Source organism: Variovorax sp. Root318D1, assembly GCF_001424835.1.
In the GTDB taxonomy this organism is placed as follows: Bacteria; Pseudomonadota; Gammaproteobacteria; order Burkholderiales; family Burkholderiaceae_C; genus Variovorax.
Genome location: NZ_LMCQ01000025.1, coordinates 134,589 through 155,000 on the forward strand (window position 1 = coordinate 134,589; position 20,412 = coordinate 155,000).

Sequence of the window (20,412 nt, forward strand, 5' to 3'; positions counted from 1 at the left end):
GCAGGGGTGCCAGAATGCCGCTTTTCAGTGCGCGTTAAGCAGGAGCAATCGATGGCTTATCAGGACTTCAACATGGGCAACCAGTGGTTGCCCTTCACTCCAAACCGCCACTTCCAGAAAGACCCTCGCGTTTTCGTGGCGGCCGACGGCATGGAGTTCACCACGCACGACGGCAAGAAGGTGATCGACGGCATCTCGTCGCTGTGGTGCGTGGGCGCGGGCCACAACAGGAAGCCGATCAACGAAGCCATCAAGAAGCAGCTCGACACGCTCGACTACGCCACGGCCTTCCAGGTCAGCAACGACAAGGCGTTCAAGGCGGCGGAGATGATCGCGTCGATGGCGCCGGGCGACCTCAACAAAGTGCTGTTCTGCAACTCCGGCAGCGAGGCGGCCGACACCTCGATGAAGGTGGCGCTGGCCTACCACCGCGCGCGCGGGGAGGGGCACCGCAACGTGTTCATCGGCCGCGAGAAGGGCTACCACGGTGTGGGCTTCGGCGGCATGTCGGTGGGCGGCATTCCGGGCAACCGCAAGGTGTTTGGTTCGGCCTTCTTGCCGCGCGTGGACCACATGCGCTTCATCCATGATCCGGTGAACCACGCCTACATCCACAACGAGGAGCCGGTGTGGGCCGAAGACCCGCTGGTCGAACTCGAAACGCGCATCCTGCCGCTGCACGACCCGAGCAACATCGCAGCGATCATCGTCGAGCCGGTGGCCGGTTCGGCCGGCTGGTACCTGCCGCCCAAGGGCTACCTGCAGAAGCTGCGCGCCATCTGCGACAAGCACGGCATCCTCCTGATCTTCGACGAGGTCATTACCGGCTTCGGCCGCATGGGCACCAACTTCGCGTCGGACTACTACGGCGTGGTGCCCGACATGCTGAACTTTGCCAAGTGCGTGACCAACGGCGTGATTCCGCTCGGCGGCGTGATCTGCCGCGACAAGCTGTACGACGCGATGATGAAAACCGACGCGCCCGAGCACGTGGTCGAGTTCTTCCACGGCTACACCTATTCGGGCCATCCGGTGGCCTGCGCCGCGGCCATTGCCACGCTCGACCTGTTCAAGCAGGAGAACCTGTTCGCCCGCGCCGGCGACATGGGCAAGGTGCTGGGCGATGCATTCCACAGCACCTTCAAAGGCCTGCCGAACGTGGTCGGGATCCGCAGCCTCGGCCTTGCCGCGGCGGTGGAGCTCGCACCCATTGCCGGCACGCCGGGCAAGCGCGCCTACGACATTTTCCTGGACTGCTTCCACAAGGGCGCGCTGGTGCGGCCCGCGGGCGACGTGCTGGTGATTGCGCCGCCGTACATCGTGGAGAAGCAGCACATCGACACGCTGGTCAACACGCTGGCGGATTCGATCAAAAAGTTTGCCTGAGCCGCATCGCGCAGGCTACTTGATGCGGATTCCCGCGCAGTAATCCTTGGGCGGCAGCGGGGGCGTGCGCCAGACAGCGTCGTACGCACCCTTGTTGGCTTCGTCCTCGTCCGGCGATTCGCCGGCCTGCAGCCGCACGGCCTTGACCGACACATCGGTCGGCAGGTGCTGCGGCACGCCCAGCACCTTGGTGGCGTGGCCCGCGCCGCTGATCAGCAGAACCGTCTTGCCCGGCTGGCGGGCCTTGACGATGGCCTGCGCCATGGCGCGGTCGCGACCCACCTGGATGCGCGTCATCGGCACGATCTGGGCCTCGGGCAGGAGCTTGCAATGGCCTTCCCGTACGGCGTCCTGCTGGGCGGTGTAAGCCTCGCCGTTCAACTGCACGTCGAGCGAGACGTCCGTCATTGCATTTTTCATCCGTGCGCGCGGCAGGTTGGCGCCGATGACCGGCACGCCGGCGCGCACCGCGGCCATCACTACCGGGCCGTAGCTCCGCCAGGGCCAGGCCTTGTCGTTCCAGCCGAGCGCGGCCTGTGCCTGCGCATCGGTGGCCGTGGTGTCGAGGCGGGCGGTGCTGTTGCCTTCCTCGGCCATTTCGAGCAGAAGCGCGGCCAGCTTGCCTTGGCCCGCCAGCGCTTCGACGGTTTCCCGCTCGATCGCGTGGTGCTCCGGGGCGTCGTGCTGCTCGCCCAGGATCAGCACGTCCGCGGGTAGCAGCGCCGCGGCACGGCGCGCCACAGGCGCATTGGGACCGTCGAAGAAGGCGGTGCACCCTGCCAGCGCAATGGCTGCGGCAACGACCGCGAGCAAGGGCAATCGGGTGGCCCGCGCGGGGGAGAGTTGGCATCGCATCGCGCCATACTATGCGTTGGCGCCCGCACGCCGTGCCGTCCATTTCCGCTTTTTACTGTGGTGTCTTTCCGTTTTCCGGTTCGCGTGCTGGCCACGCTGTTGCTTGCACTCGCCGCGGCGGCGCTCTGCCTCGCCTTGCGCACGCCCCTTCCGTGGATGATCGGGCCGCTGCTCGCGGTGTCGCTGGCATCGATCGCGGGTGCGCCCACCGCCAGCTATACGCCGCTGCGCAATGCCGGCCAATGGGCCATCGGCACCGCACTGGGGCTTTACTTCACGCCGCAGGTGGTTGCGCTGGTGGCCGGCGTCTGGTGGGCGATTGCACTTGCCATTGTCTGGGCCTTGCTGCTGGGCTGGGGCTTCGGGCGCTGGCTGCACGGGCTGCACGCCAGGCACATGCCGCACGTGCCGGCGAAATCCATGAGGGCGACGACTTACTTCGCCGGTGCAATCGGCGGTGCGTCGGAGATGACGCTGCTGTCCGAATCGGCCGGCGCACGCACCGATCTGGTGGCCGCGGCGCACAGCCTGCGCCTGGTGGTGGTGACCATCGCGATTCCGTTCGCCATGCAGTGGAGCGGGCTGCACGGGCTCGAAATCAACCCGCCCATGGTGCGCGAGGTGAATCCCGCCGGGCTCCTGCTGCTGGCGCTGGCCACGGGCATCGGCGGTCTCGCGATGCGTGCGCTGGGCCGCACCAACCCCTGGTTCATGGGGCCGCTGGTGGTGGCGATGGGGTTCACCATTGCAGGCCAGTCGCTTTCGGCTGTGCCCACCTGGATGTCGAACGCCGCGCAGCTCGTGATTGCCGTGAGCCTGGGGGTGCGCTTCAGCCGCGAGTTCCTGCACACGGCGCCGCGCTGGCTGGGGTCGGTGGCGCTGGGCACCGCCGCCATGCTGGTGCTGTGCGCAGGTGCTGCCTGGCTGCTGGCTTGGGCCACGGGCCTCCATCCCGCCACGATGATCCTGGCCGCCTCGCCGGGAGGCATTGCGGAAATGTCGATCACCGCCAAGGTGCTGCAGTTGGGGGTGCCCGTGGTGACGGCGTTCCAGGTGTGCCGGCTGGTGGCGGTGCTGCTCCTGGTCGGGCCGATGTACCGGTGGATCTACGGGCGGAAATAACCGGCTCGGCCTGAAAAGGACACAAAAAAAGCGCCCATTTGGGCGCTTTTTTGCAGGTTGCGGGGCGGACTTCAGTGCACCAGCACCGGCGTGTGGGCCAGCTCGGCATAACCCTCGAGCGTGTCCTCGACCTCTTCCTGGGTCGGCGTGTTGAGCTGCCAGGCGGTAATTTGTTGCTGGAACAGTTCGGCCCAGGAACCGTCGAGGTAGACCTCCTTGCCGGAGCGCTTGTCGACGATCTCGAAGCCGTGGCGTTCCAGAACCGGCACATTGGGTTGCGCCGGTGTATCACTTTCGTTCGGCTGCACGTGCACGACGACGAAGGACTCCGAGTCATAGAGCATGTTCATTGCGGGGCCTGTGAGGATGTCGATGGCGTTCATAGGGCTTAGATAGCAATCAACGCGCCAGTTTCAAGAAGCGTTGTCGCATCGCTGTCACAACGGTGTTTCTTTACTTGTTTTGTACGCTCAGCTGGCCGGGCCTGCGGGAAGGGTTTCGCGCAACTGCATGTCGGCGAAATCGCCGTTGGGCTGTGTCAGTTTCATCCGTACCGGTAGGTACCCCATGGCCGGCGCGAGCCAGATTTCGACCTTGTCGTCGAACTCACGCCGAGGGCTGCGCGTGAGCTTGCGCACCGCGTAGTCACCGGCCGGCACCGTCATCTGCTCTTCGCCCTCGATGTTGAAAACCCACACGCCCGCGTCGCGCGGCCCGACCGTCTGGACGGAAATGCGGCTGCCGGCCGGGTAGCGGGCCGGATCGCCGGCCAGCATGCCGCCCAGCTGCATCACCACGCTGAGCCGGTCTTGCGCGCCCGGCAGCAGCGGCACGCTCGGCGCGTTGTTACTGAACATCACCTGTCCCTGGTCGCGCAGGAAATGCGAGGCCACCTCGCCCCTGCGGCTCTCGGAGAAGCGCGCCGGTTCGATGCCGGTGGCCCCGATCTGGCCGGTGCTGTGCTGGCTGCGAATGGTCTTGAACAGGAATTTGAGCGACAGCCGGGCGTCGTAGCTGCTGCCGTCCTGAAGCCAGACCAGGTCGCCGAAAACGCCCTGCATCGGCGAGGCGCCCTGCTGGCCCGTGACGGCGAAGGCCAGCCTCACGGAGCCAGGAATGCGCAAGGCTTCGGGTCCGACCACGTTGCCTGCGGCGGCGGAGGCCGCGCCCGCAGGCTCGCCGGAGACGCCGTTCTCCATGCCGGTGTTGGCCGTGCTGCCTGCGCCGCTAAGTGCGGCGCCTGCCGGGGCGCTGGCCGCAGACTCGGGTGTGGCTGCTCCTGAATCAATAGCATTCTGCGCCGTGAGATCTGGCGCTGGAGACGCAGGCTGTTCCGAAACCTGGGGCGCAGGCTCGGGCTCGGGAGTTTCTGTCGGTCGGGGCTTCGACGGCTCCCGCGGCCGCCGCGGCTTTGGGGGCGGCGGCGGCTTGGCTGCGGCGGACGGCGCCGTGGTCGCGGGTGCCGCCGGTTGTTGTTCTGCAGCTGGCGGCGCGATCACGATGGTGCGCGTGATGAACTTGTTCGCGAGCGGCGAAGGGTCCGGTCCCATGGCGGCCGGCGCCAGCCCCAGCAGCAGCACGTGGACCAGCGCCACCGCCAACGTCAATGCGGCCAGCACCCGCCAGGAAGGGCGACCGGAAGGAACGGTGGATGGCGGCAAGGGGGCGACGAGCGTCGACATGGGGTGGTGGAGTGGGCTCCAGCGCCGAGGTTCACCAAGAGCACCTCGGTACACTGCCGCCCGTTCAACCAGTTTAGTGGGCGCGGCGCCAGCTCTCGTGTTCGCGCCGTGTCCTTCATCACGCATTTGCCATCATGAAACTCGCCACCCTGAAGGACGGCTCGCGCGACGGCCAGCTCGTCGTCGTCTCGCGCGACCTTACGCTCGCCCACTACGCCACCGGCATTGCGAGCCGGCTGCAGCAGGTGCTGGACGACTGGGGCTTCATGAGCCCGCAGCTGCAGGACCTGTACGACGCCGTCAATACGGGCCGGGCGCGCCATTCCTTCCCGTTCGATCCCTCGGTGTGCATGGCGCCCTTGCCGCGCGCCTACCAGTGGGCGGATGGCTCGGCCTACCTGAACCACGTGGAGCTGGTGCGCAAGGCGCGCAACGCCGAGGTTCCTGAAAGCTTCTATCAGGACCCGCTGATGTACCAGGGCGGCAGCGACGACTTCCTCGGTCCGACCGACGATGTGGTCGTGCCCAGTGAAGCCATGGGCATCGACTTCGAGGCCGAGATCGCGGTGATCACTGGCGACGTGAAGATGGGCGCCACGCCTGACCAAGCCCTCGACGGCATCCGCCTGGTAATGCTGGCCAACGACGTGAGCCTGCGCAACCTGATTCCGGCCGAGCTGGCCAAGGGCTTCGGCTTCTTCCAGAGCAAGCCGGCCACCGCCTTCAGCCCCGTGGCCGTGACGCTCGACGAGATCGGCGAAGCCTGGCAGGACGGCCGCGTGCACCTTACGCTGCAAAGCAGCTGGAACGGCCGCAAGGTCGGCATGTGCGACGCCGGGCCCGAGATGACTTTTCACTTCGGCCAGCTCATTGCCCACATCGCCAAGACGCGCAACGTGCGCGCCGGCAGCATCGTCGGCAGCGGCACCGTGAGCAACAAGGGCGTCGAAAGGAATGGCCAGATGGACTGGCCCAAGGGTTACTCGTGCATTGCCGAAAAGCGCTGCATCGAAACCATCCAGGGCGGCGAGCCCGTGACCGAGTTCATGAAGTTCGGCGACACGATCCGCATCGAGATGAAGGGCCTGGACGGCCGTTCGCTGTTCGGTGCGATCGACCAGGAGATCGTGTCGACGAGCGGGCGGCCGAAGGTGGCGCCGGTGTCGCTGGTGAACCCCCAGTCCGAGGACGACGGCGAAGACTGACGCCGCCGTGCGCGGCGGGCATCGCGCCCGGTCTCGCCTTCGCCGTAGCTATCATCCTCCCGCTGCCGTGACGCGGAAACATCCGCGAGCGGCAGTGCGTTCGGCGGCTGCATCCGCGGTCGCCATTCAAACCAAGAAAAACGGGAGTTTCCAATGCGTTATTTGCCTATTGCCGCCGCCGTCGTTGCGGTCTCCGCCCTCGTCGGCTGCGACACCATGAAGAACGCCGACACCGGCGCCCTCACCCAGGCTGGCGGTTCGGCCTTCAAGGCCATGTCGCTGAGCGATGGCGAGATCGCCACGATGTCCGACCAGTCGTGCGCCGCCATGGACCAGAAGAACCAGATCGCGCCGGCCAGCAGCCGCTACGCCACGCGCCTGAACCAGGTCATCAAGCAGATGCCCACCACCGTGAACGGCAAGACCGCCAACTACAAGGTCTACATGACCAAGGATGTGAATGCCTGGGCGATGGCCAACGGCTGCATCCGCGTGTACAGCGGCCTCATGGACCTGATGAACGACGACGAACTGCGCGGCGTCATCGGCCACGAGATCGGCCACGTGGCGCTGGGCCATTCGAAGTCGCGCATGCAGACGGCCTATGCAGCCTCGGCCGTTCGCGGTCTGGCCGGCGCCGCCGGCGGCGTGGTGGCCCAGCTCTCGCAGTCGCAAGCCGGCGACTTGGGCGAGAAGTTCGTCAACGCGCAGTTCTCGCAAGCGAACGAAAGCGCGGCCGACAACTATTCCTTCGACCTGCTGACCGAACGCAAGCTCGAGCGCAAGGGGCTGGTCAGCGCGTTCGACAAGCTGGCCAAGCTCAGTGGAGGCGCCACCGGCAACTCGCTCATGAGCTCGCATCCGCCATCGGCCGAGCGTTCCGCGCGCATGCAGAAGCGCCTGGACGCCGCCAAATAAGAAGGTAAGAAGGAGAAGCGCTACGGCGCTTCCTGTGTCACGCGTAGCAGCAGTTCCTTCTGCGTGCGTATCCCGAGCCGGCGGAACGCCCGGTACTGGTGGGTGCGCACCGTGGTCAGCTCGATGCCCACGTCGCGCGCCACCTGTTTGGCGGTCTTGCCGGCCAGCAGGTGGCCGATGACCTCGCGTTCGCGCAGGCTCAGGGTCAAGAGGCGCGAGGCGAGGGCGGGCGCCACCGCTTCGCGCGTGGCCATCGCGCTGCGGCCATGGGCCAGGGTGGCATCGGCGAGCAGGGTGGCATGGCTTTCGATCGCCTCAAAGTCGGCAGCATCGAACTCGGGCTGAGCAAGGCTGCGGTAGAAGCTCACGGCCACCCGCTGGCCGGCCGGTGTCAACAGCAGCACCGACGCACGTTCCCTGATGCCCACGTCGCCATAGCAGGCCGCGCGGTAGGCAGGGTCGGCCACTTCGTCGGCGCGCTGATGGCCTAGCCAGAGTTGCGGGCGCTTGGGCAGCTTGCGCGCTGCGAGCCAGGTCATGTTGGGATCGAGCAGGTCGAAGCGCTGCGCCACGTAGCGCTCGGCCGTTCGTTCGGCCGTGGTGCCGTAGCTGCTGGCGGCCGACACCGCCTCGATGCGGCCGGTGGCATCGACCGCGAACACGGTGCAGAAGGTCACGGGCATCGTGCGGTGCATGGCCGCGAGGCAGCTGGCCGCCAGATGCGGCGTGGCGACACCTGCCAGCACGTCGCCGACGATGGCCGCGGACAACGCGCTGTCCCCGGCGGGTTGAATGCGCCAGCGCCTCATGTGAGCAGATGAGCCAAGGGTAATTACTTCGTACGAAGTTATGACAATGGCCGGCGGCGCACATCGGGACAATCCCGCTGCATGACGAACCCCACCATTGCGGTCGCCGCGCCGGCGCCCGGCACGCGCGCGGCCGATGCCGCGACGGGCCCTGTGCCGCCAATTGCCAGCGCCTCCGAGTTGCCGCCCTCCGTCGGCGCCTTTCACTACACGCGCTACAAGCCGTGGACGCCACCGCTGGAACACGACGGCATGGAGCCCGGCCGCCACCCCGTGGTGATTGCGGGCGGCGGACCCGTCGGGATGGCGCTCGCGCTGGGGCTTGCGAACCAGGGCGTGCGCTGCGTGATTCTCGAAGCCGACGACACGGTGTGCGTGGGCAGCCGCGCGGCCTGCATCTCGCGCCGGAGCCTCGAGATCATGGAACGGCTCGGCGTGCTGCCGGCCTTCATGGCCAAGGGGCTGTCTTGGACCGGCGGGCGCAGCTTCTACAAGACGTCCGAGGTTTTTCGCTTCGAGATGCCGCACGACGAGCGCCAGAAGCTGCCGCCGATGATCAACCTGGAGCAGTACTACATCGAGCAGTACCTGCTGGAAGAGATCTTTCGCCGCAATGAAAAGACGCCGGGGCTCATCGACATCCGCTGGGGCACCGAGCTCACCGGCATCGTGCAGGATGAAGACGGCGTGACGCTGGAAGTGCGCAACCCCGAGGGCGCCTATCGGCTGCAGGGCCAGTGGCTCGCGGCCTGCGACGGCGGCCAGAGCTTCGTGCGCAAGGCGATGGGGCTCGCGCTCGAGGGCACTGGCTACGAAGGCCGCTACGTGATCATCGACATCGAACTGCACAGCAAGCACCCGACCGAGCGTCGCGCGTGGTTCGATCCGCCGTGGAACCCCGGCTCGACCGTGCTGATGCACCGCCAGCCCGACGACATCTGGCGCATCGACTACCAGTTGCGCGCGGGCCAGAGCACCGAAGAAGCGCTGCAGCCGGCGGCGGTGGCCGAGTTCGTGCAGCGCCATCTCGACGCCATCGGTGAAGGCCACCTGCCTTGGAAAACGGTGTGGACCTCGGTCTACCGTGCGGGCGCAATGACGCTCGCAAGCTATCGGCATGGCCGCGTCCTCTTTGCCGGCAACGCGGCGCACGCCATGCCGATCTTCGGCGTGCGCGGCCTTAATTCGGGCTTCGACGATGCGGACAACCTGGCGTGGAAGCTGGCCTTCGTGGCGCGCGGCCTGTCGGACGCGGCGCTTCTCGATTCGTACTCGCAAGAGCGCATTGCAGCCTTTCACGTGAATGCCGAGAACGCGATGCGCAGCACCGAGTTCATGTCGCCGCCTTCGCGCGGCTTCGACCTGCTGCGCGAGGCCGCGCTCTCGTTGTCGGAATCGCATCGCGGCATTGCGCAGCTGATCAACCCCCGCCAGACGCAGGCCGTGCGCTACGAGGATTCGGCCCTGTCCAGCGAAGGCGATGCGCTTCCGGCGGGCCCGCTGCCCGGCGAGGTGATGGCAGAGCAGCAGCTCGAGCACGGCCACCTGAGCGAATGGATCGGCCCGGACTTCACGTTGCTGGTGTTGCAGCCGGGAGCTGATACGGTCCCGCTGCCGGATGCCGAGGTGTCGCAAGCCAGCGGCGGCGCCCTGCCGTTCGCGGTTCGCACAATTGCAAGACCGGGCGTCGAGGTTGCGGATGCGCATGCCGGAATCGCCGTGTTCGAAGCGCTTGGCGCAAGCGATGGAGCCGTCTACCTGCTGCGCCCCGACGGCCACGTCGCCGCGCGCTGGCACCGCATGCCGCCTGGCGCGCTGTCGAACGCGCTGGCGCGCGCCGCCGTTGCAACCAAGGAGATTGCCGCATGACGATATCGCTCCACCCCGACGCACGAGACCGTCTCTACGCCGAGTGCGCACGCGCCATCAGCGAAGCCGGCGCCGAGCGCGAATCGCTGTTCCTCGCGCGGCTGGCATTGCTGCTGTTCGAGCAGGTCGGCGACGAGGCGCTCTGCCGCCGCGCACTGGCCGACGCGCTGCATGCGCTACCTGTACCCTCGCTGTCCGCAGCCCAATCACCACTACAAACCGGAGACTGATCCCCATGGACCGCCGCACACTTCTCGCCACGCTCGCTTCGGGCGCCGCCGTGGCCGCCACCCCGTTCGCACGCGCGCAGGACTATCCTTCGCAGATCATCAAGTGGGTGGTGCCCTATCCCGCGGGCGGCGGCACCGACGTGATTGCGCGCACGCTGGCCGAGGCCATGCGCCAGACGCTGGGCCAGCAGATCGTCGTCGACAACCGCCCGGGTGCCTCCACCAACATCGGCGCCGAGCTGGTCGCCAAGAGCAAGCCCGACGGCTATACCGTGATGTCGGCGGACAACGCCGTGCTGGCTTTCAACGAGCACCTGTTCACCAAGCTGCCGTTCAACCCCGAGAAAGACTTCACCTACATCGGCGCCATCGGCAAGTTTCCGCTCGCTCTGGTGGTCCACCCGGATTTCCCGGCCAAGAACTTCAAGGAGTTCCTGGCCTACGTGAAGGCCAATCCCGGCAAGGTCAACTATGCCTCGCCGGGCAACGGCTCGCCGCATCACCTGGCCATGGAAATGTTCAAGGTGCGCACCGGCACCTTCATCACGCATATTCCCTACCGAGGCGCGGCGCCTGCGATGGCCGACGTCATGGGCGGCCAGGTGCCATGCATGTTCCTGGACCTGGCCTCGGGCCTCTCGATCATGCAGGCCAACAAGGTCCGCGTGCTGGCCATCGGTTCGGGCGCCCGCAGCAAGCTGCTTCCCGGCGTGCCGACGCTGGCGGAAGTAGGGGTGCCCAACAGCGAGGTGTTCGCGTTCCAGGGCGTGCTCGGCCCGGCCGGTCTGCCGCCCGCGGTGGTGGCCAAGCTCAATGGCGACCTGAACCGCGCGTTCGGCACGCCGGCGGTGCAGAAGCGCTTCGACGATTTTGGAATGGAAGCGATGCCCGGCACGCCGGCGCAGTTCGCGGCACTGTCGCGCGCCGAGTCGCAGCGCTGGGGTCCGATCATCAAGCAGGCCGGCGTCAAGCTGGACTGAAGCGCGCGAGGCTGGGGAGCAGCGAGCTATTTCTTCTCGTCGAAGACCTGGTCGTCCCGCTCTAGCACGCCGTTCTCGTCCCAGCTGCGCTCGCGGCCCACGCGGCCCTTGGCATCGAAGATCGACTCGGCAATCAGCGTTCCCTTCTCGTTGAAACGCTGATGCTTGCCAATGGGCACTTGCCGGCTGCGGCCCACGACCAGGAACCGGCCGTAGGCGGCGCGCTGGCCGCTGTCGTAGAACTCGGTGATCTCGACCGTGCGCGAATCGCCGGAAGCGCGATAGACAGCCTTGCTGCGAAGTTGGCCATTGATGTGGTAGCTGTCGTCGCTGACGGGCTCGCCCGCGGGGTTCCAGCGCTGGTCGCGGATGAGCGCGCCTTTTTCGGAGAACTCCTGTTCGCGCTGCCGCACCGCGCCGCGCTCGATCAACCGCCAGACGGTCTCGCGGCGCTTCACGCCTTCGGATGAAAACTGGCGTTCGGTGCGCTGGGTGCCGACGATCTCATCCTGCACCGAGGGCTTGCCGTTGTCATAGAAATTCTGCGACCGAACCCGCTTGCCCGCCAGGTACGAGAGCCGCGAGCGCAGGATGCCTCGCTCGTCGAAAAGCTCGACTTGCGAAGGCCCGCCAGTGAACCCGCACAGCGCTGCGTCGTCTGCCGCCGGCGCGAGCATCGGCTTTTCCCCGCAGCGCAGCGCCGCCATCTTGCCGCGCTCGGTGAATTCGACAAAGGCACGGTCGGTTCCAACGTCGGGATAGAAGGTCACGCGGCGCAACTGGCCGCTGGGATAGAAACTGCGCACCAGCCCGCGCTCGCGGCCGTCGTCGTAGATCGCCTCGCGCACGACCTTCCCGTTGGGCGCGAACTCACGTGCAAGGCCGTGGATGTTGCCCTTGGCATTGAGGGTGTGCTCCTTGGCCAGATTGCCTTTTTCGTAGAAGCGCGCCAACCCCATGAAGGCCCCGTTCTGCACTTGCTGCTCGCGCTGGAGTTCGCCGGTTTCGCGTTCCTTGCAGCGCAGGAGCCCTGTCTTGCCCGCAATGCTGCTGGCGTCCGAAAGATTGATGCTGCGGCCATTGAACTCGCAGTCGAGCGCGGCGTGAGCGGCACCGGCCGCAAAAAAACAGAGCGCGGCGGTCGCAATGCGAGGCGCGACGCCGCGAGCTCGCGCAGAAGCTGCGAGCCGGCTGGGGGCGGCCCGGCGCAGGTGGTTCATTTGTCGTAGAGAGCGGCCAGGGAGCGAAAGCCCTTGACCTCGATGGGGTTGCCGAACGGGTCGCAGAAAAACATGGTCCATTGCTCTCCCGGCTGGCCTTCGAAGCGCACCTGGGGAGCAAGAACGAAGTCCGTGTTCGCAGCCTTCAGTCGCTGAGCGAGTGCGTCCCAGTCAGGGAGCGCGAGCACGATGCCGAAATGCGGCATGGGCACCATCGCATCGCCGACCCGGCCGGTGCGCGTGGTGGCGAACGGTTCGCCCAGATGCAGCGAGATCTGGTGGCCGAAGAAGTCGAAATCGACCCAGGTGTCGGTACTGCGGCCTTCGGCGCAGCCGAGGACGTTGCCATAGAAGCGGCGAGCCACTTCGAGATCGCGAACGTGAAAGGCAAGATGGAAGATGCTCTGCATGGTTCCGGATTATGGGCAGCGGTGCTGTGAGAATGCCGGACTTTCTTTCATCGTGGAGCAAGCCTTGCGGATACTCCGGGCCCTGATTGCGCCGTGGCGCAATATCGATTTGAAGGCGCCGTTGCGCCCCGCGTTTTTTTCACGCCTGCCGCGCCTTGCGCTGGCTGGCGTCTGTTCTGTTCTTGCCCTGGCGGCGCATGCCGCCTGCCCGCCGTCGGCCATTGCCAGCCTTGGAAAACCAGGTGCTGCAGTGGGCCAATGGAACGCCGCCGACCGCGGCCTGCTGTGGCGCGCCGACAGGGACGGCCGGACCGCCTGGCTCTATGGAACCATTCATCTCGGCCGCGCCGAATGGGTGCGGCCCGGACCCACCGTCCAGAAGGCGCTGGAGCAGAGCGATGCGCTGGCACTCGAACTCGACACGCGCGACCAGGTCGCGATGCGCGCCCTGACCCAGCCGGCGGATCCGGCCGTGGTGGCGCGGCTGCTGAGCGGCGAGCGCGCGCAGCGCCTCGCCCGCCAGAGAGAGGCGGCCTGCGTGGCGCCCGAGACCACGGCGGGGCTGCAACCCATCCTGCAGGTGATGGCGCTGACTGGCCTGGTGGCCCGCGTCGATGGCCTGTATCCGGAGTTCGGTGCGGACGAGGCGCTGGCCGTGTCCGCGCGCAACAACGGCAAGCCCGTCTTCGCGCTGGAAAGCCCTGCCGCGCAACTGAAGATGCTGACCGGCGATTCGGAAGCCGAAGAGGCGGAGCAGATCGATGCCGCCCTCGCTGAACTGGAGTCAGGCGAACTGCGCACGCAAATGAAAGAGCTGGCCGACGTCTGGGCCCGCGGCGATGTGGACAAGCTGGGCCGCTATCCGGAGTGGTGCAACTGCGTCAACACGCCGGCCGAGCGCCGGCTGATGAAACGCCTGCTCGACGACCGCAACCCCGGGCTGGCGGACGGCATCGAACGCATGCACGCAGGCGGCAAGCGAGTTTTCGCCGCCGTGGGCGCGTTGCACATGGTTGGGCCGCAGGGCTTGCCCGCGTTGCTGGCGGCACGGGGATTCACCGTCTCGGCGGTGCCCTTGTCCGCGCAGCCGCCGGTTGCGGTGCCGACGGCGCCTGCGCCCAAGGCGGCGGCGCGGGGCGGGCGGAATGTCAAGGGAGCCGCCAAGGGTTCCACCGCGAAGAGCGGCGCCAGGAGCGCCGGCAATGCCAAGCCGGCACAGCGCAGCACTTCAGCCGCCAAGAGCAAACAGCGCCGATAATCTCCTTCGCGATGCACCTGCTGCGAAACCACCCCCGCTTCCTCGGCCTCGTCGGCCGATGGGCGCTGCTGTGGTTCATGCTCTCGCTTGGCGTAGCGGTGGCGTCGCCCATCGTGCATCCGCAAGCGGTAGAGCTGGTGTGCTCGAGCGCCGGTTCGATCAAGGCGGTGGTGCAGACCGATGACGGCGTTCAGGAAATGGGCGCCTCGCACACGGACTGTCCGCTGTGCCTGCTGACTGGCGCACCGCCTCCGTCGCCGGCCGCCGTGGCCTTCGATCTGCCCTTGCCGCTGGGGCGTGTGCTCCAGTCCATTCCGGCCGCGCACATTGCCGCGGCAACCGCCGCGCCGCTGCCGGCGCGCGGACCCCCGACCTTCTCCTGAAACTGCCAAACCCGTAGCCGCACGCGCCCCGATCCGAGGGGCGGCATGCGGCCTTTCCGGCTTGAAGTTCGTGGAGCAGGTTCCCAGTGAAAAAGCATTCCCGCGCCTTGGCGATCGCCATGGCATTTCCCCTCGGCGCCCCCGTGTGGGCGCAAAACGCGCCCGACCCGTCGGAGGACGGACGCAGCGGTGCGCGTACCTTGAGCACCGTCACCATCAGCGGCGGCCGCCCGACCTCGCTGCCGACGCAGATTCCGACCACCATCGAGGGCGTGACGCACGAGCAGATCGTCGAAACGGTCAACGCGACCGACAGCGAGGACGCGCTCAAGTACCTGCCCAGCCTGGTGGTGCGCAAGCGCTACATCGGCGATTTCAACCACGCCGTGCTTGCCACGCGCGCCTCGGGCACGGGCAACAGTGCTCGCTCGATGGTGTACGCGGACGGCATCATGCTGTCGAACCCGCTGGGCAACGGCGCCACCTACGCGCCGCGCTGGGGCATGGTGTCGCCCGAAGAAATCGAACGGGTCGACGTGCTCTACGGGCCGTTCTCGGCCGCTTACCCGGGCAACTCGGTCGGCGCCGTGGTCGACTATGTGACGCGCATGCCCACCAAGCTGGAAGCGCACGTCAAGCTCAGCGGCTTTGCCTCGAACTTCGACCTGTACAACAGCCACTCGTCGCCCGCGGGCCAGCAGCTCGACCTGTCGCTGGGCAGCCGCAGCGGCGACTGGTCGTGGTGGATCAGTGCCTCGCGCACCCACAGCAAGGGCCAGGCGCTGGTGTTCGGCAACCGGCTGGTGAGCGCCGGCACCGTGGGCAACGCGGGCACGCCGGTCACCGGCGCGGTGCTGGGGCTGAACCCGTCGAACCAACCCTGGTGGCTGGTGGGCGGCGCCACCATTTACGACACCACGCAGGAGCAGGCCAAGCTGAAGGCGGCCTACGACTTTTCGCCCACCGTTCGCGCCACCTACACGCTGGGTGCCTGGAACAACACCACGCATGGCACCGTCGACACCTACCTGCGCGATGGCCTCGGCCGGCCCCAGTACTCGGGGCGGGTGAATATCGCCGGGCGCACCTACAACCTGGATTCGCCGAGCGCCGCGCTGGCGCCGACGGAAACGGCGCTCACGCACTACATGCATGGCCTTTCGGTCAAGAGTCACACCGGCGGCGTGTTCGACTGGGAGGTGGCTGCGAGCCTGTTCGACTATTCGAGGGACACCTCGCGCACGCCGACCACGCCCTTGCCGGGCGCTTTCAACGGCGGCCCCGGGCGCACCACTGACATGGGCGGCTCAGGCTGGCACACCTTCAAGGCGGCAGGCACGTGGCGGCCCACCGGCTCGGCCGAGGGCGTGGGCGCGCATGTGGTCGACTTCGGTTTCCAGCAGGACACGGCGCGCCTGCGCACCAGCGTCGGCAACACGCTCGACTGGATCGACGGAGCGGCCGTGACGCCGTTCTCCGCCTTCAACGGCAACACGCGGCTCCAGTCGCTCTACGTGCAGGACACGTGGCTTTTTGCCAAGAACTGGAAGACCACGCTGGGCCTGCGCCACGAGCGATGGGACGCTTATGGCGGGCAGCTCGGCAACGCGACCAGGCTGCTGGACTTTGCGCCGCGCAAGAACAGCTACGACTCGCCCAAGGCCGCCATCGCCTGGCAGGCTACGCCCGATTGGTTGTTCAAGGCCTCGACCGGCCGCGCGGTGCGCATGCCGACCGTGAGCGAGCTCTACCAGGGCTCGATCGACGGCAACCGCATCGTCAATACCAACCCGAATTTGCGGCCGGAGCGTTCGTGGACCACGGAGCTCAGCGCCGAGCGCGACCTGAAAACATGGGGGCTCGACGGTGTCCTGCGCACCACGCTCTTCTTCGAGAACACCAAGGACGCGCTCTACAGCCAGGCGCTTACGAACCTGGTGAGCACGGTGCAGAACGTCGATGCCATCCGCACGCGGGGGCTCGAGGTGGCGCTGAACGCGGTCGATGTAGGCGTCAAGGGGCTGGACTTGAGCGGCAGCCTCACGCTGACCCGGTCGAAGATCGCCGCCAACAATGGTTTTGCGGCCAGCGTGGGTCACGAACAGCCGCGCATTCCCAAGGTGCGGGCCACGCTGCTCGCCACCTATCGGCCCGACGCCAGATGGAGCTACACGGTCGGCGCGCGCTACAGCGGCAAGCAATACGGCACGCTGGACAACAGCGACACGAACGGCGCTGCGTACACGGGCTTTTCGAAGTTCTTCGTGGTCGACGCGCGCATACGCTATCGCATCGACCGGCAATGGAGCGCCGCCGTGGGCATCGACAACTTGAACAACAACAAGTACTGGGCCTTCCATCCCTACACGCAACGCACCTACGTGGCCGAACTCAAGTTCGACCTCTGACCTTCTCTCTTTTTTCACCGCTTTCTTCAAGGAGTTCCAGATGAACCACCCGCGAATCACCCTCAAGACCGTTGCCGCATGCGCCATGCTGGCGAGCACCGTAACCGCGGTCGCCCACGTCACCCTGCCGCGCGGTGGCGCCACCGTCGGCAGCGACTACGACGCGGCCTTCCGCGTGGGCCATGCCTGCGAAGGCGCCAAGGCCACCACCGGCCTGGCCGTTCGCCTGCCCAAGGGTTTCATCCTCAGCGACGCGCAGGCGCGCAAGGGCTGGAAGCTCGACGTGCAAAAGAATGCCGGCGACGGCGAAGTGCGCTGGACCGCGGAAAGCCCGCAAGCGGCGCTGCCTGCCAACGAACGCGCCGAATTCGTGTTGCGCGGCAAGGTGCCCGGCACGCCGGGGCCGCTGTGGTTCAAGGTGCTGCAGACCTGCGACGTGGGCCGGATCGACTGGGCCGAGGTGCCGGCGTCGGGCAGCTCGACCGCGGGACTCAAGACGCCTGCCGCCAGGCTCGACGTGGTGGCGCAAGGCGTGGCTACGGTCGACGTGCGTGATGCGTGGGTGCGCCAGACGGTACCGGGCCAGAGCGGCACCGGCGCCTTCATGAAGCTCACCGCGCCCACTGGCACCAGGCTGGTCGGCGTCTCGACACCAGCCGCCGGCGTGGTCGAAGTGCACGAGATGAAGATGGAAGGCGACACCATGAAGATGCGCGAGCTGGCGGGCGGGCTCGAGTTGCCCGCGGGCCAGACCGTCGAGCTCAAGCCGGGCGGCAACCACGTGATGATGATGGACCTGAAGCAGGCGCTGGCCAAGGGGTCGACCGTGCCGCTGACACTCCGTTTTGAAGACGCCAAGGGCCAGAAGACATCTCTCGAACTGAAGCTGCCGGTGGGCGCGCCGGAGGGCGCCGAAGCGGCTGCGCCGGCTGGGCATCAGCACAAGCACTGACGGGCATCGCGCAGAGCGGAACCGGGACCGAGCCTTACAACAGTTGGTCCGGCGCAAGCGGGCCAAACAGCTTGAGCATCAACCGCAGGGTCAGGCTGGCGTCCGGTTCCGTGGTCGTGTCCTTCAAGCCGCTGCCTTCGGGCGCCCGCCAGACCAGCGAGCCGTCGTTCAGCTCGACACGCCACGAGCCTTCGCGCATGCCGCGCTCGATCTGTTCGGACGCCGAACGGGAGAGCTCGGCGCTTCGCACCAGCAGGGCGACTTCGGTGTTCTGCAGTTGCGAACGCAGGTCGAGGTTCATCGACCCGACCACCAGCAGCCGGCCGTCCATGACGAGCACCTTCGAGTGCAGCATGGAGCGCGATGCGCCGACGCTGCCGTCGCCCGATGAGCCGAAGGCGTTGCTGACACTGGCTTGCTCGCTGCGCAGTTCGTAAAGCTCGACGCCGATCTTGAGCAGATCCTGGCGATGGCGCGAATAGCCGACATGCGCCACTGGCGCGTCGTTCGACGCCAGCGAGTTGGTCAGCACACGGATGCGAACCCCGCGGCCCCGGGCCGCCGCAAAGGCTTGCTTCATGTCCGGGCCGGGCACGAAATAGGGCGAGATGATGAGCAGGTCGCTGTTCGCCTGTCCGATCAGTTGCAACAGGCCTTCCACCACCGTGTCGCTGCCGGCGGCAATGTCGGAACTGGCCTCGAGCGATGCGGCCCGGCGCGACGGGTTGGCCCTGTCGTTGGGCTGGCTCACCACCAGGCCCGGTGCTTTCTCCTGGTTCGGCCCCTTGTCGGCGGGAATCTTGCCGGGCTGGTCGGCCAGCATCACCGCGGGCGCCCAGACGAAGCGGGCGGTGCGCAGATCCAGGGGTTTTTCGTCCCAGGCGCGAGCCACCTGCGCCGCGGTTGGGGCGGCGCCGGGCTTCGGTTCGCCTTCCGCGGGCTTCGGCGTCTGGGGTGTCGGTGGTGGCGGCGCGTTCAAGGATCGGGCCGATTCATCGGCCAGTTCCCGGTCGGCCCGTTCCGCACGTTCGCGCATCGCCTGCAGCTCTTCGCGCTTGACCAGCGACTGCACGGGGTAGGCGCGCTCGTTGTTCCAGTAGCTGTCGAAGCTGCGCGACAGATCCTGCACGATCGGGCCGGCCGCCAGGATGTCCAGATCGATGAAGTTGCCCTTCAGCGCATTGCCGAAATAGGCGTCCCCGAGGTTGCGGCCGCCGGTCACGCCCAGCACGTTGTCGGCGAGAAAGAGCTTGTTGTGCATCCGCTGCTGGATCCGCGAGGCATCGCCGATCGAGTTGAAGATTCGTGCGAACGAAGAGCCGCGCGCGCCGGCGAGCGGGTTGAACAGTCGCATCTCGATGTTGGGCACGAAGGCCAGGCCGAGCACAAGCGCATCGCGGCCGGTGCTGTGAAGATCGTCGAGAAGGATCCGGACGCGCACGCCGCGCCCGGCCGCGGCTCGGACTCCACGCAGCAACCGGCTGGTGCTGGCGTCGGCATGGATGGCGTAGTACTGCAGGTCGAGCGTTTTTTGGGCACCCTCGATCAGCGCCAGCCGGCTGCCATAGGCGGCGGGAGGCCCGCCGAGCAGCAGAAAGCCGGATTCGAACTGCGCCCCGTCGGCTTTGCGCCGCTGCTGGACCAACGCCCCCAGGGCGGTGGCATTGGGCGACGGAATTGCGACCGATACCGGGCGGTCGACCTGTTCGGGCAATTGCGCGCAAGCGCCCTGCAGAACAATGGCCAGCAGCGCGACCGACCGTCCAAAGAGCGCGTAGATGGAAGACATGCGGCGTTCTGGGAGCTTTGAAGCCGCATATATAGCCCAGTTGGCGGCGTCTGTGCGTGGGACGGCGGGACGGCTCGATGCAAAACTAAGGCATTAACGTGCGGCGGACAATTCCTCCTGGCGTTCCAGGGCGGCTAGTAGCTCGTCGTCAATCTGCGCGTGGCGCTGGCTCAGTTCGGCCGCGCGCGAGGCGTCGGTGGCGTAGATCGCCCCGCCATCGAGTTCGAGCATCTCCGTGATGCGCTTCTGCTCGGCTTCGAGCGCTTCGATCTGCGCCGGGAGCGCCTCGAGTTTGCGCTGTTCCTTGTAGCTGAGCTTCTTGCGTGCGGCGGCGGGGCGGGCGGCGACGGATTCGGCGGCCGCAGGTGACGGAGCCGGCGCCGGCGGCGGGCTGGCGGCTTGGCGCTGCTCCGCGATCTCTCGCGCGCGCTTGGACTGAATCAGCCAGTCCTGCACGCTGCCTTCGTATTCGCGCCAATGGCCGTCGCCCTCGAATGCGATGGTGCTGGTCACCACGTTGTCGAGGAAAGTGCGGTCGTGGCTGACGAGGAAAACGGTGCCGTCGTAGTCCTGCAACAGACCTTCCAGCAGTTCCAGCGTGTCGATGTCCAGGTCGTTGGTTGGTTCGTCCAGCACCAGCACATTGGCCGGGCGGGCGAACAGGCGGGCCAGCAGCAGCCGGTTGCGCTCGCCGCCGCTGAGCGACCGCACCGGAGAATTGGCACGCGCAGGGGAAAAGAGAAAGTCGGAGAGATAGCTCTTCACGTGCTTGCGCTGGCTGCCGATCTCGATCCATTCGCTGCCGGGGCTGATGAAGTCTTCCAGCGTGGCGTCCAGGTCGAGCTTGTCGCGCATCTGATCGAAATACGCCACCTGCAGGTTGGTGCCGCGGCGGATCTTGCCGGTGTCGGGTTCGAGCTCGCCCAGGATGAGTTT

Annotated in this window: 19 protein-coding genes (1 of these 19 cut by a window edge); 11 read left to right on the top strand and 8 right to left on the bottom strand. The window is 67.0% G+C overall.

What is annotated here, in order from left to right; translation table 11 throughout:
- The first annotated feature begins 51 nt into the window (after positions 1-51).
- Positions 52-1,386 carry an aminotransferase class III-fold pyridoxal phosphate-dependent enzyme gene (locus ASC78_RS25750; protein ID WP_055808142.1) on the top strand — a complete coding sequence of 445 codons (1,335 nt, stop codon included), beginning with the start codon at positions 52-54 and terminating at the stop codon, positions 1,384-1,386.
- A 15-nt stretch (positions 1,387-1,401) separates the two neighbouring features.
- Here ASC78_RS25750 and ASC78_RS25755 read toward each other — a convergent pair whose 3' ends face one another.
- Positions 1,402-2,241, bottom strand: coding sequence for a ChaN family lipoprotein (locus tag ASC78_RS25755; RefSeq protein WP_055808144.1), 840 nt, complete (start codon positions 2,239-2,241; stop codon positions 1,402-1,404).
- Between the two features lie 60 nt (positions 2,242-2,301).
- Between ASC78_RS25755 and ASC78_RS25760 the strand changes: the two genes are divergently transcribed.
- On the top strand, positions 2,302-3,363 hold the full coding sequence (locus ASC78_RS25760; RefSeq protein ID WP_055808459.1) for an AbrB family transcriptional regulator: 1,062 nt from the start codon (positions 2,302-2,304) through the stop codon (positions 3,361-3,363).
- A gap of 71 nt (positions 3,364-3,434) precedes the next feature.
- Here the strand turns inward: ASC78_RS25760 and ASC78_RS25765 are convergent, their stop codons facing one another.
- Both ASC78_RS25765 and ASC78_RS25770 read right to left on the bottom strand, forming a co-directional pair.
- Positions 3,435-3,746 carry a BTH_I0359 family protein gene (locus ASC78_RS25765; protein ID WP_082517662.1) on the bottom strand — a complete coding sequence of 104 codons (312 nt, stop codon included), beginning with the start codon at positions 3,744-3,746 and terminating at the stop codon, positions 3,435-3,437.
- An 87-nt stretch (positions 3,747-3,833) separates the two neighbouring features.
- Positions 3,834-5,045 carry a DUF3108 domain-containing protein gene (locus ASC78_RS25770; protein WP_055808146.1) on the bottom strand — a complete coding sequence of 404 codons (1,212 nt, stop codon included), beginning with the start codon at positions 5,043-5,045 and terminating at the stop codon, positions 3,834-3,836.
- Between the two features lie 134 nt (positions 5,046-5,179).
- On the opposite strand from ASC78_RS25770, the gene ASC78_RS25775 reads away from it, so the two are divergent.
- The gene (locus ASC78_RS25775; protein WP_055808148.1) at positions 5,180-6,250 is read left to right on the top strand and encodes a fumarylacetoacetate hydrolase family protein; all 1,071 of its coding nucleotides are present in this window, start codon (positions 5,180-5,182) and stop codon (positions 6,248-6,250) included.
- 153 nt (positions 6,251-6,403) lie between these two features.
- Positions 6,404-7,168, top strand: a complete 765-nt coding sequence (locus ASC78_RS25780) for a M48 family metallopeptidase (protein WP_055808150.1) — start codon at positions 6,404-6,406, stop codon at positions 7,166-7,168.
- 20 nt (positions 7,169-7,188) lie between these two features.
- On the opposite strand, the gene ASC78_RS25785 is transcribed toward ASC78_RS25780, so the two are convergent.
- Positions 7,189-7,977: a LuxR C-terminal-related transcriptional regulator gene (locus ASC78_RS25785; protein ID WP_055808152.1), complete on the bottom strand. Its 789-nt coding sequence runs from the start codon at positions 7,975-7,977 to the stop codon at positions 7,189-7,191.
- 81 nt (positions 7,978-8,058) lie between these two features.
- On the opposite strand from ASC78_RS25785, the gene ASC78_RS25790 reads away from it, so the two are divergent.
- Genes ASC78_RS25790 through ASC78_RS25800 form a run of 3 tightly spaced genes read left to right on the top strand, consistent with a single transcriptional unit; the run spans position 8,059 to position 11,056 of the window.
- Positions 8,059-9,846 (top strand): FAD-dependent monooxygenase, encoded by a 1,788-nt coding sequence (locus ASC78_RS25790; protein WP_055808154.1) that lies wholly within the window; start codon positions 8,059-8,061, stop codon positions 9,844-9,846.
- On the top strand, positions 9,843-10,076 hold the full coding sequence (locus tag ASC78_RS25795) for a DUF2783 domain-containing protein (protein ID WP_055808155.1): 234 nt from the start codon (positions 9,843-9,845) through the stop codon (positions 10,074-10,076). The genes ASC78_RS25790 and ASC78_RS25795 overlap by 4 nt, the downstream gene beginning before the upstream one ends.
- Positions 10,077-10,081: 5 nt before the next feature.
- A complete protein-coding gene (locus ASC78_RS25800; protein WP_055808157.1) occupies positions 10,082-11,056 on the top strand; it encodes a Bug family tripartite tricarboxylate transporter substrate binding protein in 975 nt (324 codons plus the stop codon).
- A gap of 26 nt (positions 11,057-11,082) precedes the next feature.
- On the opposite strand, the gene ASC78_RS25805 is transcribed toward ASC78_RS25800, so the two are convergent.
- Positions 11,083-12,276 (bottom strand): toxin-antitoxin system YwqK family antitoxin, encoded by a 1,194-nt coding sequence (locus ASC78_RS25805; protein WP_055808159.1) that lies wholly within the window; start codon positions 12,274-12,276, stop codon positions 11,083-11,085.
- Positions 12,273-12,686, bottom strand: coding sequence for a VOC family protein (locus ASC78_RS25810; RefSeq protein ID WP_055808161.1), 414 nt, complete (start codon positions 12,684-12,686; stop codon positions 12,273-12,275). Before ASC78_RS25810 ends, ASC78_RS25805 begins: the two co-directional genes overlap by 4 nt.
- A 64-nt stretch (positions 12,687-12,750) precedes the next feature.
- On the opposite strand from ASC78_RS25810, the gene ASC78_RS25815 reads away from it, so the two are divergent.
- The 4 genes from ASC78_RS25815 (at position 12,751) to ASC78_RS25830 (ending at position 17,687) form a co-directional block, all read left to right on the top strand.
- Positions 12,751-13,944 carry a TraB/GumN family protein gene (locus tag ASC78_RS25815; RefSeq protein ID WP_055808461.1) on the top strand — a complete coding sequence of 398 codons (1,194 nt, stop codon included), beginning with the start codon at positions 12,751-12,753 and terminating at the stop codon, positions 13,942-13,944.
- An 11-nt stretch (positions 13,945-13,955) separates the two neighbouring features.
- Positions 13,956-14,327, top strand: a complete 372-nt coding sequence (locus tag ASC78_RS25820; RefSeq protein ID WP_055808163.1) for a DUF2946 family protein — start codon at positions 13,956-13,958, stop codon at positions 14,325-14,327.
- A gap of 119 nt (positions 14,328-14,446) precedes the next feature.
- On the top strand, positions 14,447-16,735 hold the full coding sequence (locus tag ASC78_RS25825) for a TonB-dependent receptor (RefSeq protein WP_055808462.1): 2,289 nt from the start codon (positions 14,447-14,449) through the stop codon (positions 16,733-16,735).
- Between the two features lie 40 nt (positions 16,736-16,775).
- Complete coding sequence (locus tag ASC78_RS25830) at positions 16,776-17,687, top strand: copper chaperone PCu(A)C (RefSeq protein ID WP_055808165.1); 912 nt, start codon at positions 16,776-16,778, stop codon at positions 17,685-17,687.
- Between the two features lie 34 nt (positions 17,688-17,721).
- Here ASC78_RS25830 and ASC78_RS25835 read toward each other — a convergent pair whose 3' ends face one another.
- Complete coding sequence (locus ASC78_RS25835) at positions 17,722-19,476, bottom strand: phospholipase D family protein (protein WP_055808167.1); 1,755 nt, start codon at positions 19,474-19,476, stop codon at positions 17,722-17,724.
- A gap of 93 nt (positions 19,477-19,569) precedes the next feature.
- A protein-coding gene (locus tag ASC78_RS25840) for an ATP-binding cassette domain-containing protein (RefSeq protein ID WP_055808169.1) crosses the window boundary here: on the bottom strand, positions 19,570-20,412 show its final stretch. The gene runs 1,056 nt beyond the window's last position; 843 of the gene's 1,899 nt are visible here — the last part of the coding sequence; its start codon lies off the right edge, out of view — the gene reads right to left on this strand; the stop codon is at positions 19,570-19,572.

Bases quoted from the DNA above. Each gene is read 5' to 3' on its own strand.
- ASC78_RS25830 (WP_055808165.1), top strand. From the start codon at position 16,776: ATGAACCACCCGCGAATCACCCTCAAGACCGTTGCCGCATGCGCCATG.
- ASC78_RS25775 (WP_055808148.1), top strand. From the start codon at position 5,180: ATGAAACTCGCCACCCTGAAGGACGGCTCGCGCGACGGCCAGCTCGTC.
- ASC78_RS25790 (WP_055808154.1), top strand. From the start codon at position 8,059: ATGACGAACCCCACCATTGCGGTCGCCGCGCCGGCGCCCGGCACGCGC.
- ASC78_RS25765 (WP_082517662.1), bottom strand. From the start codon at position 3,746: ATGAACGCCATCGACATCCTCACAGGCCCCGCAATGAACATGCTCTAT.
- ASC78_RS25800 (WP_055808157.1), top strand. From the start codon at position 10,082: ATGGACCGCCGCACACTTCTCGCCACGCTCGCTTCGGGCGCCGCCGTG.
- ASC78_RS25755 (WP_055808144.1), bottom strand. From the start codon at position 2,241: ATGCGATGCCAACTCTCCCCCGCGCGGGCCACCCGATTGCCCTTGCTC.
- ASC78_RS25825 (WP_055808462.1), top strand. From the start codon at position 14,447: ATGGCATTTCCCCTCGGCGCCCCCGTGTGGGCGCAAAACGCGCCCGAC.
- ASC78_RS25785 (WP_055808152.1), bottom strand. From the start codon at position 7,977: ATGAGGCGCTGGCGCATTCAACCCGCCGGGGACAGCGCGTTGTCCGCG.
- ASC78_RS25795 (WP_055808155.1), top strand. From the start codon at position 9,843: ATGACGATATCGCTCCACCCCGACGCACGAGACCGTCTCTACGCCGAG.
- ASC78_RS25770 (WP_055808146.1), bottom strand. From the start codon at position 5,045: ATGTCGACGCTCGTCGCCCCCTTGCCGCCATCCACCGTTCCTTCCGGT.
- ASC78_RS25820 (WP_055808163.1), top strand. From the start codon at position 13,956: ATGCACCTGCTGCGAAACCACCCCCGCTTCCTCGGCCTCGTCGGCCGA.
- ASC78_RS25780 (WP_055808150.1), top strand. From the start codon at position 6,404: ATGCGTTATTTGCCTATTGCCGCCGCCGTCGTTGCGGTCTCCGCCCTC.
- ASC78_RS25835 (WP_055808167.1), bottom strand. From the start codon at position 19,476: ATGTCTTCCATCTACGCGCTCTTTGGACGGTCGGTCGCGCTGCTGGCC.
- ASC78_RS25810 (WP_055808161.1), bottom strand. From the start codon at position 12,686: ATGCAGAGCATCTTCCATCTTGCCTTTCACGTTCGCGATCTCGAAGTG.
- ASC78_RS25805 (WP_055808159.1), bottom strand. From the start codon at position 12,276: ATGAACCACCTGCGCCGGGCCGCCCCCAGCCGGCTCGCAGCTTCTGCG.
- ASC78_RS25750 (WP_055808142.1), top strand. From the start codon at position 52: ATGGCTTATCAGGACTTCAACATGGGCAACCAGTGGTTGCCCTTCACT.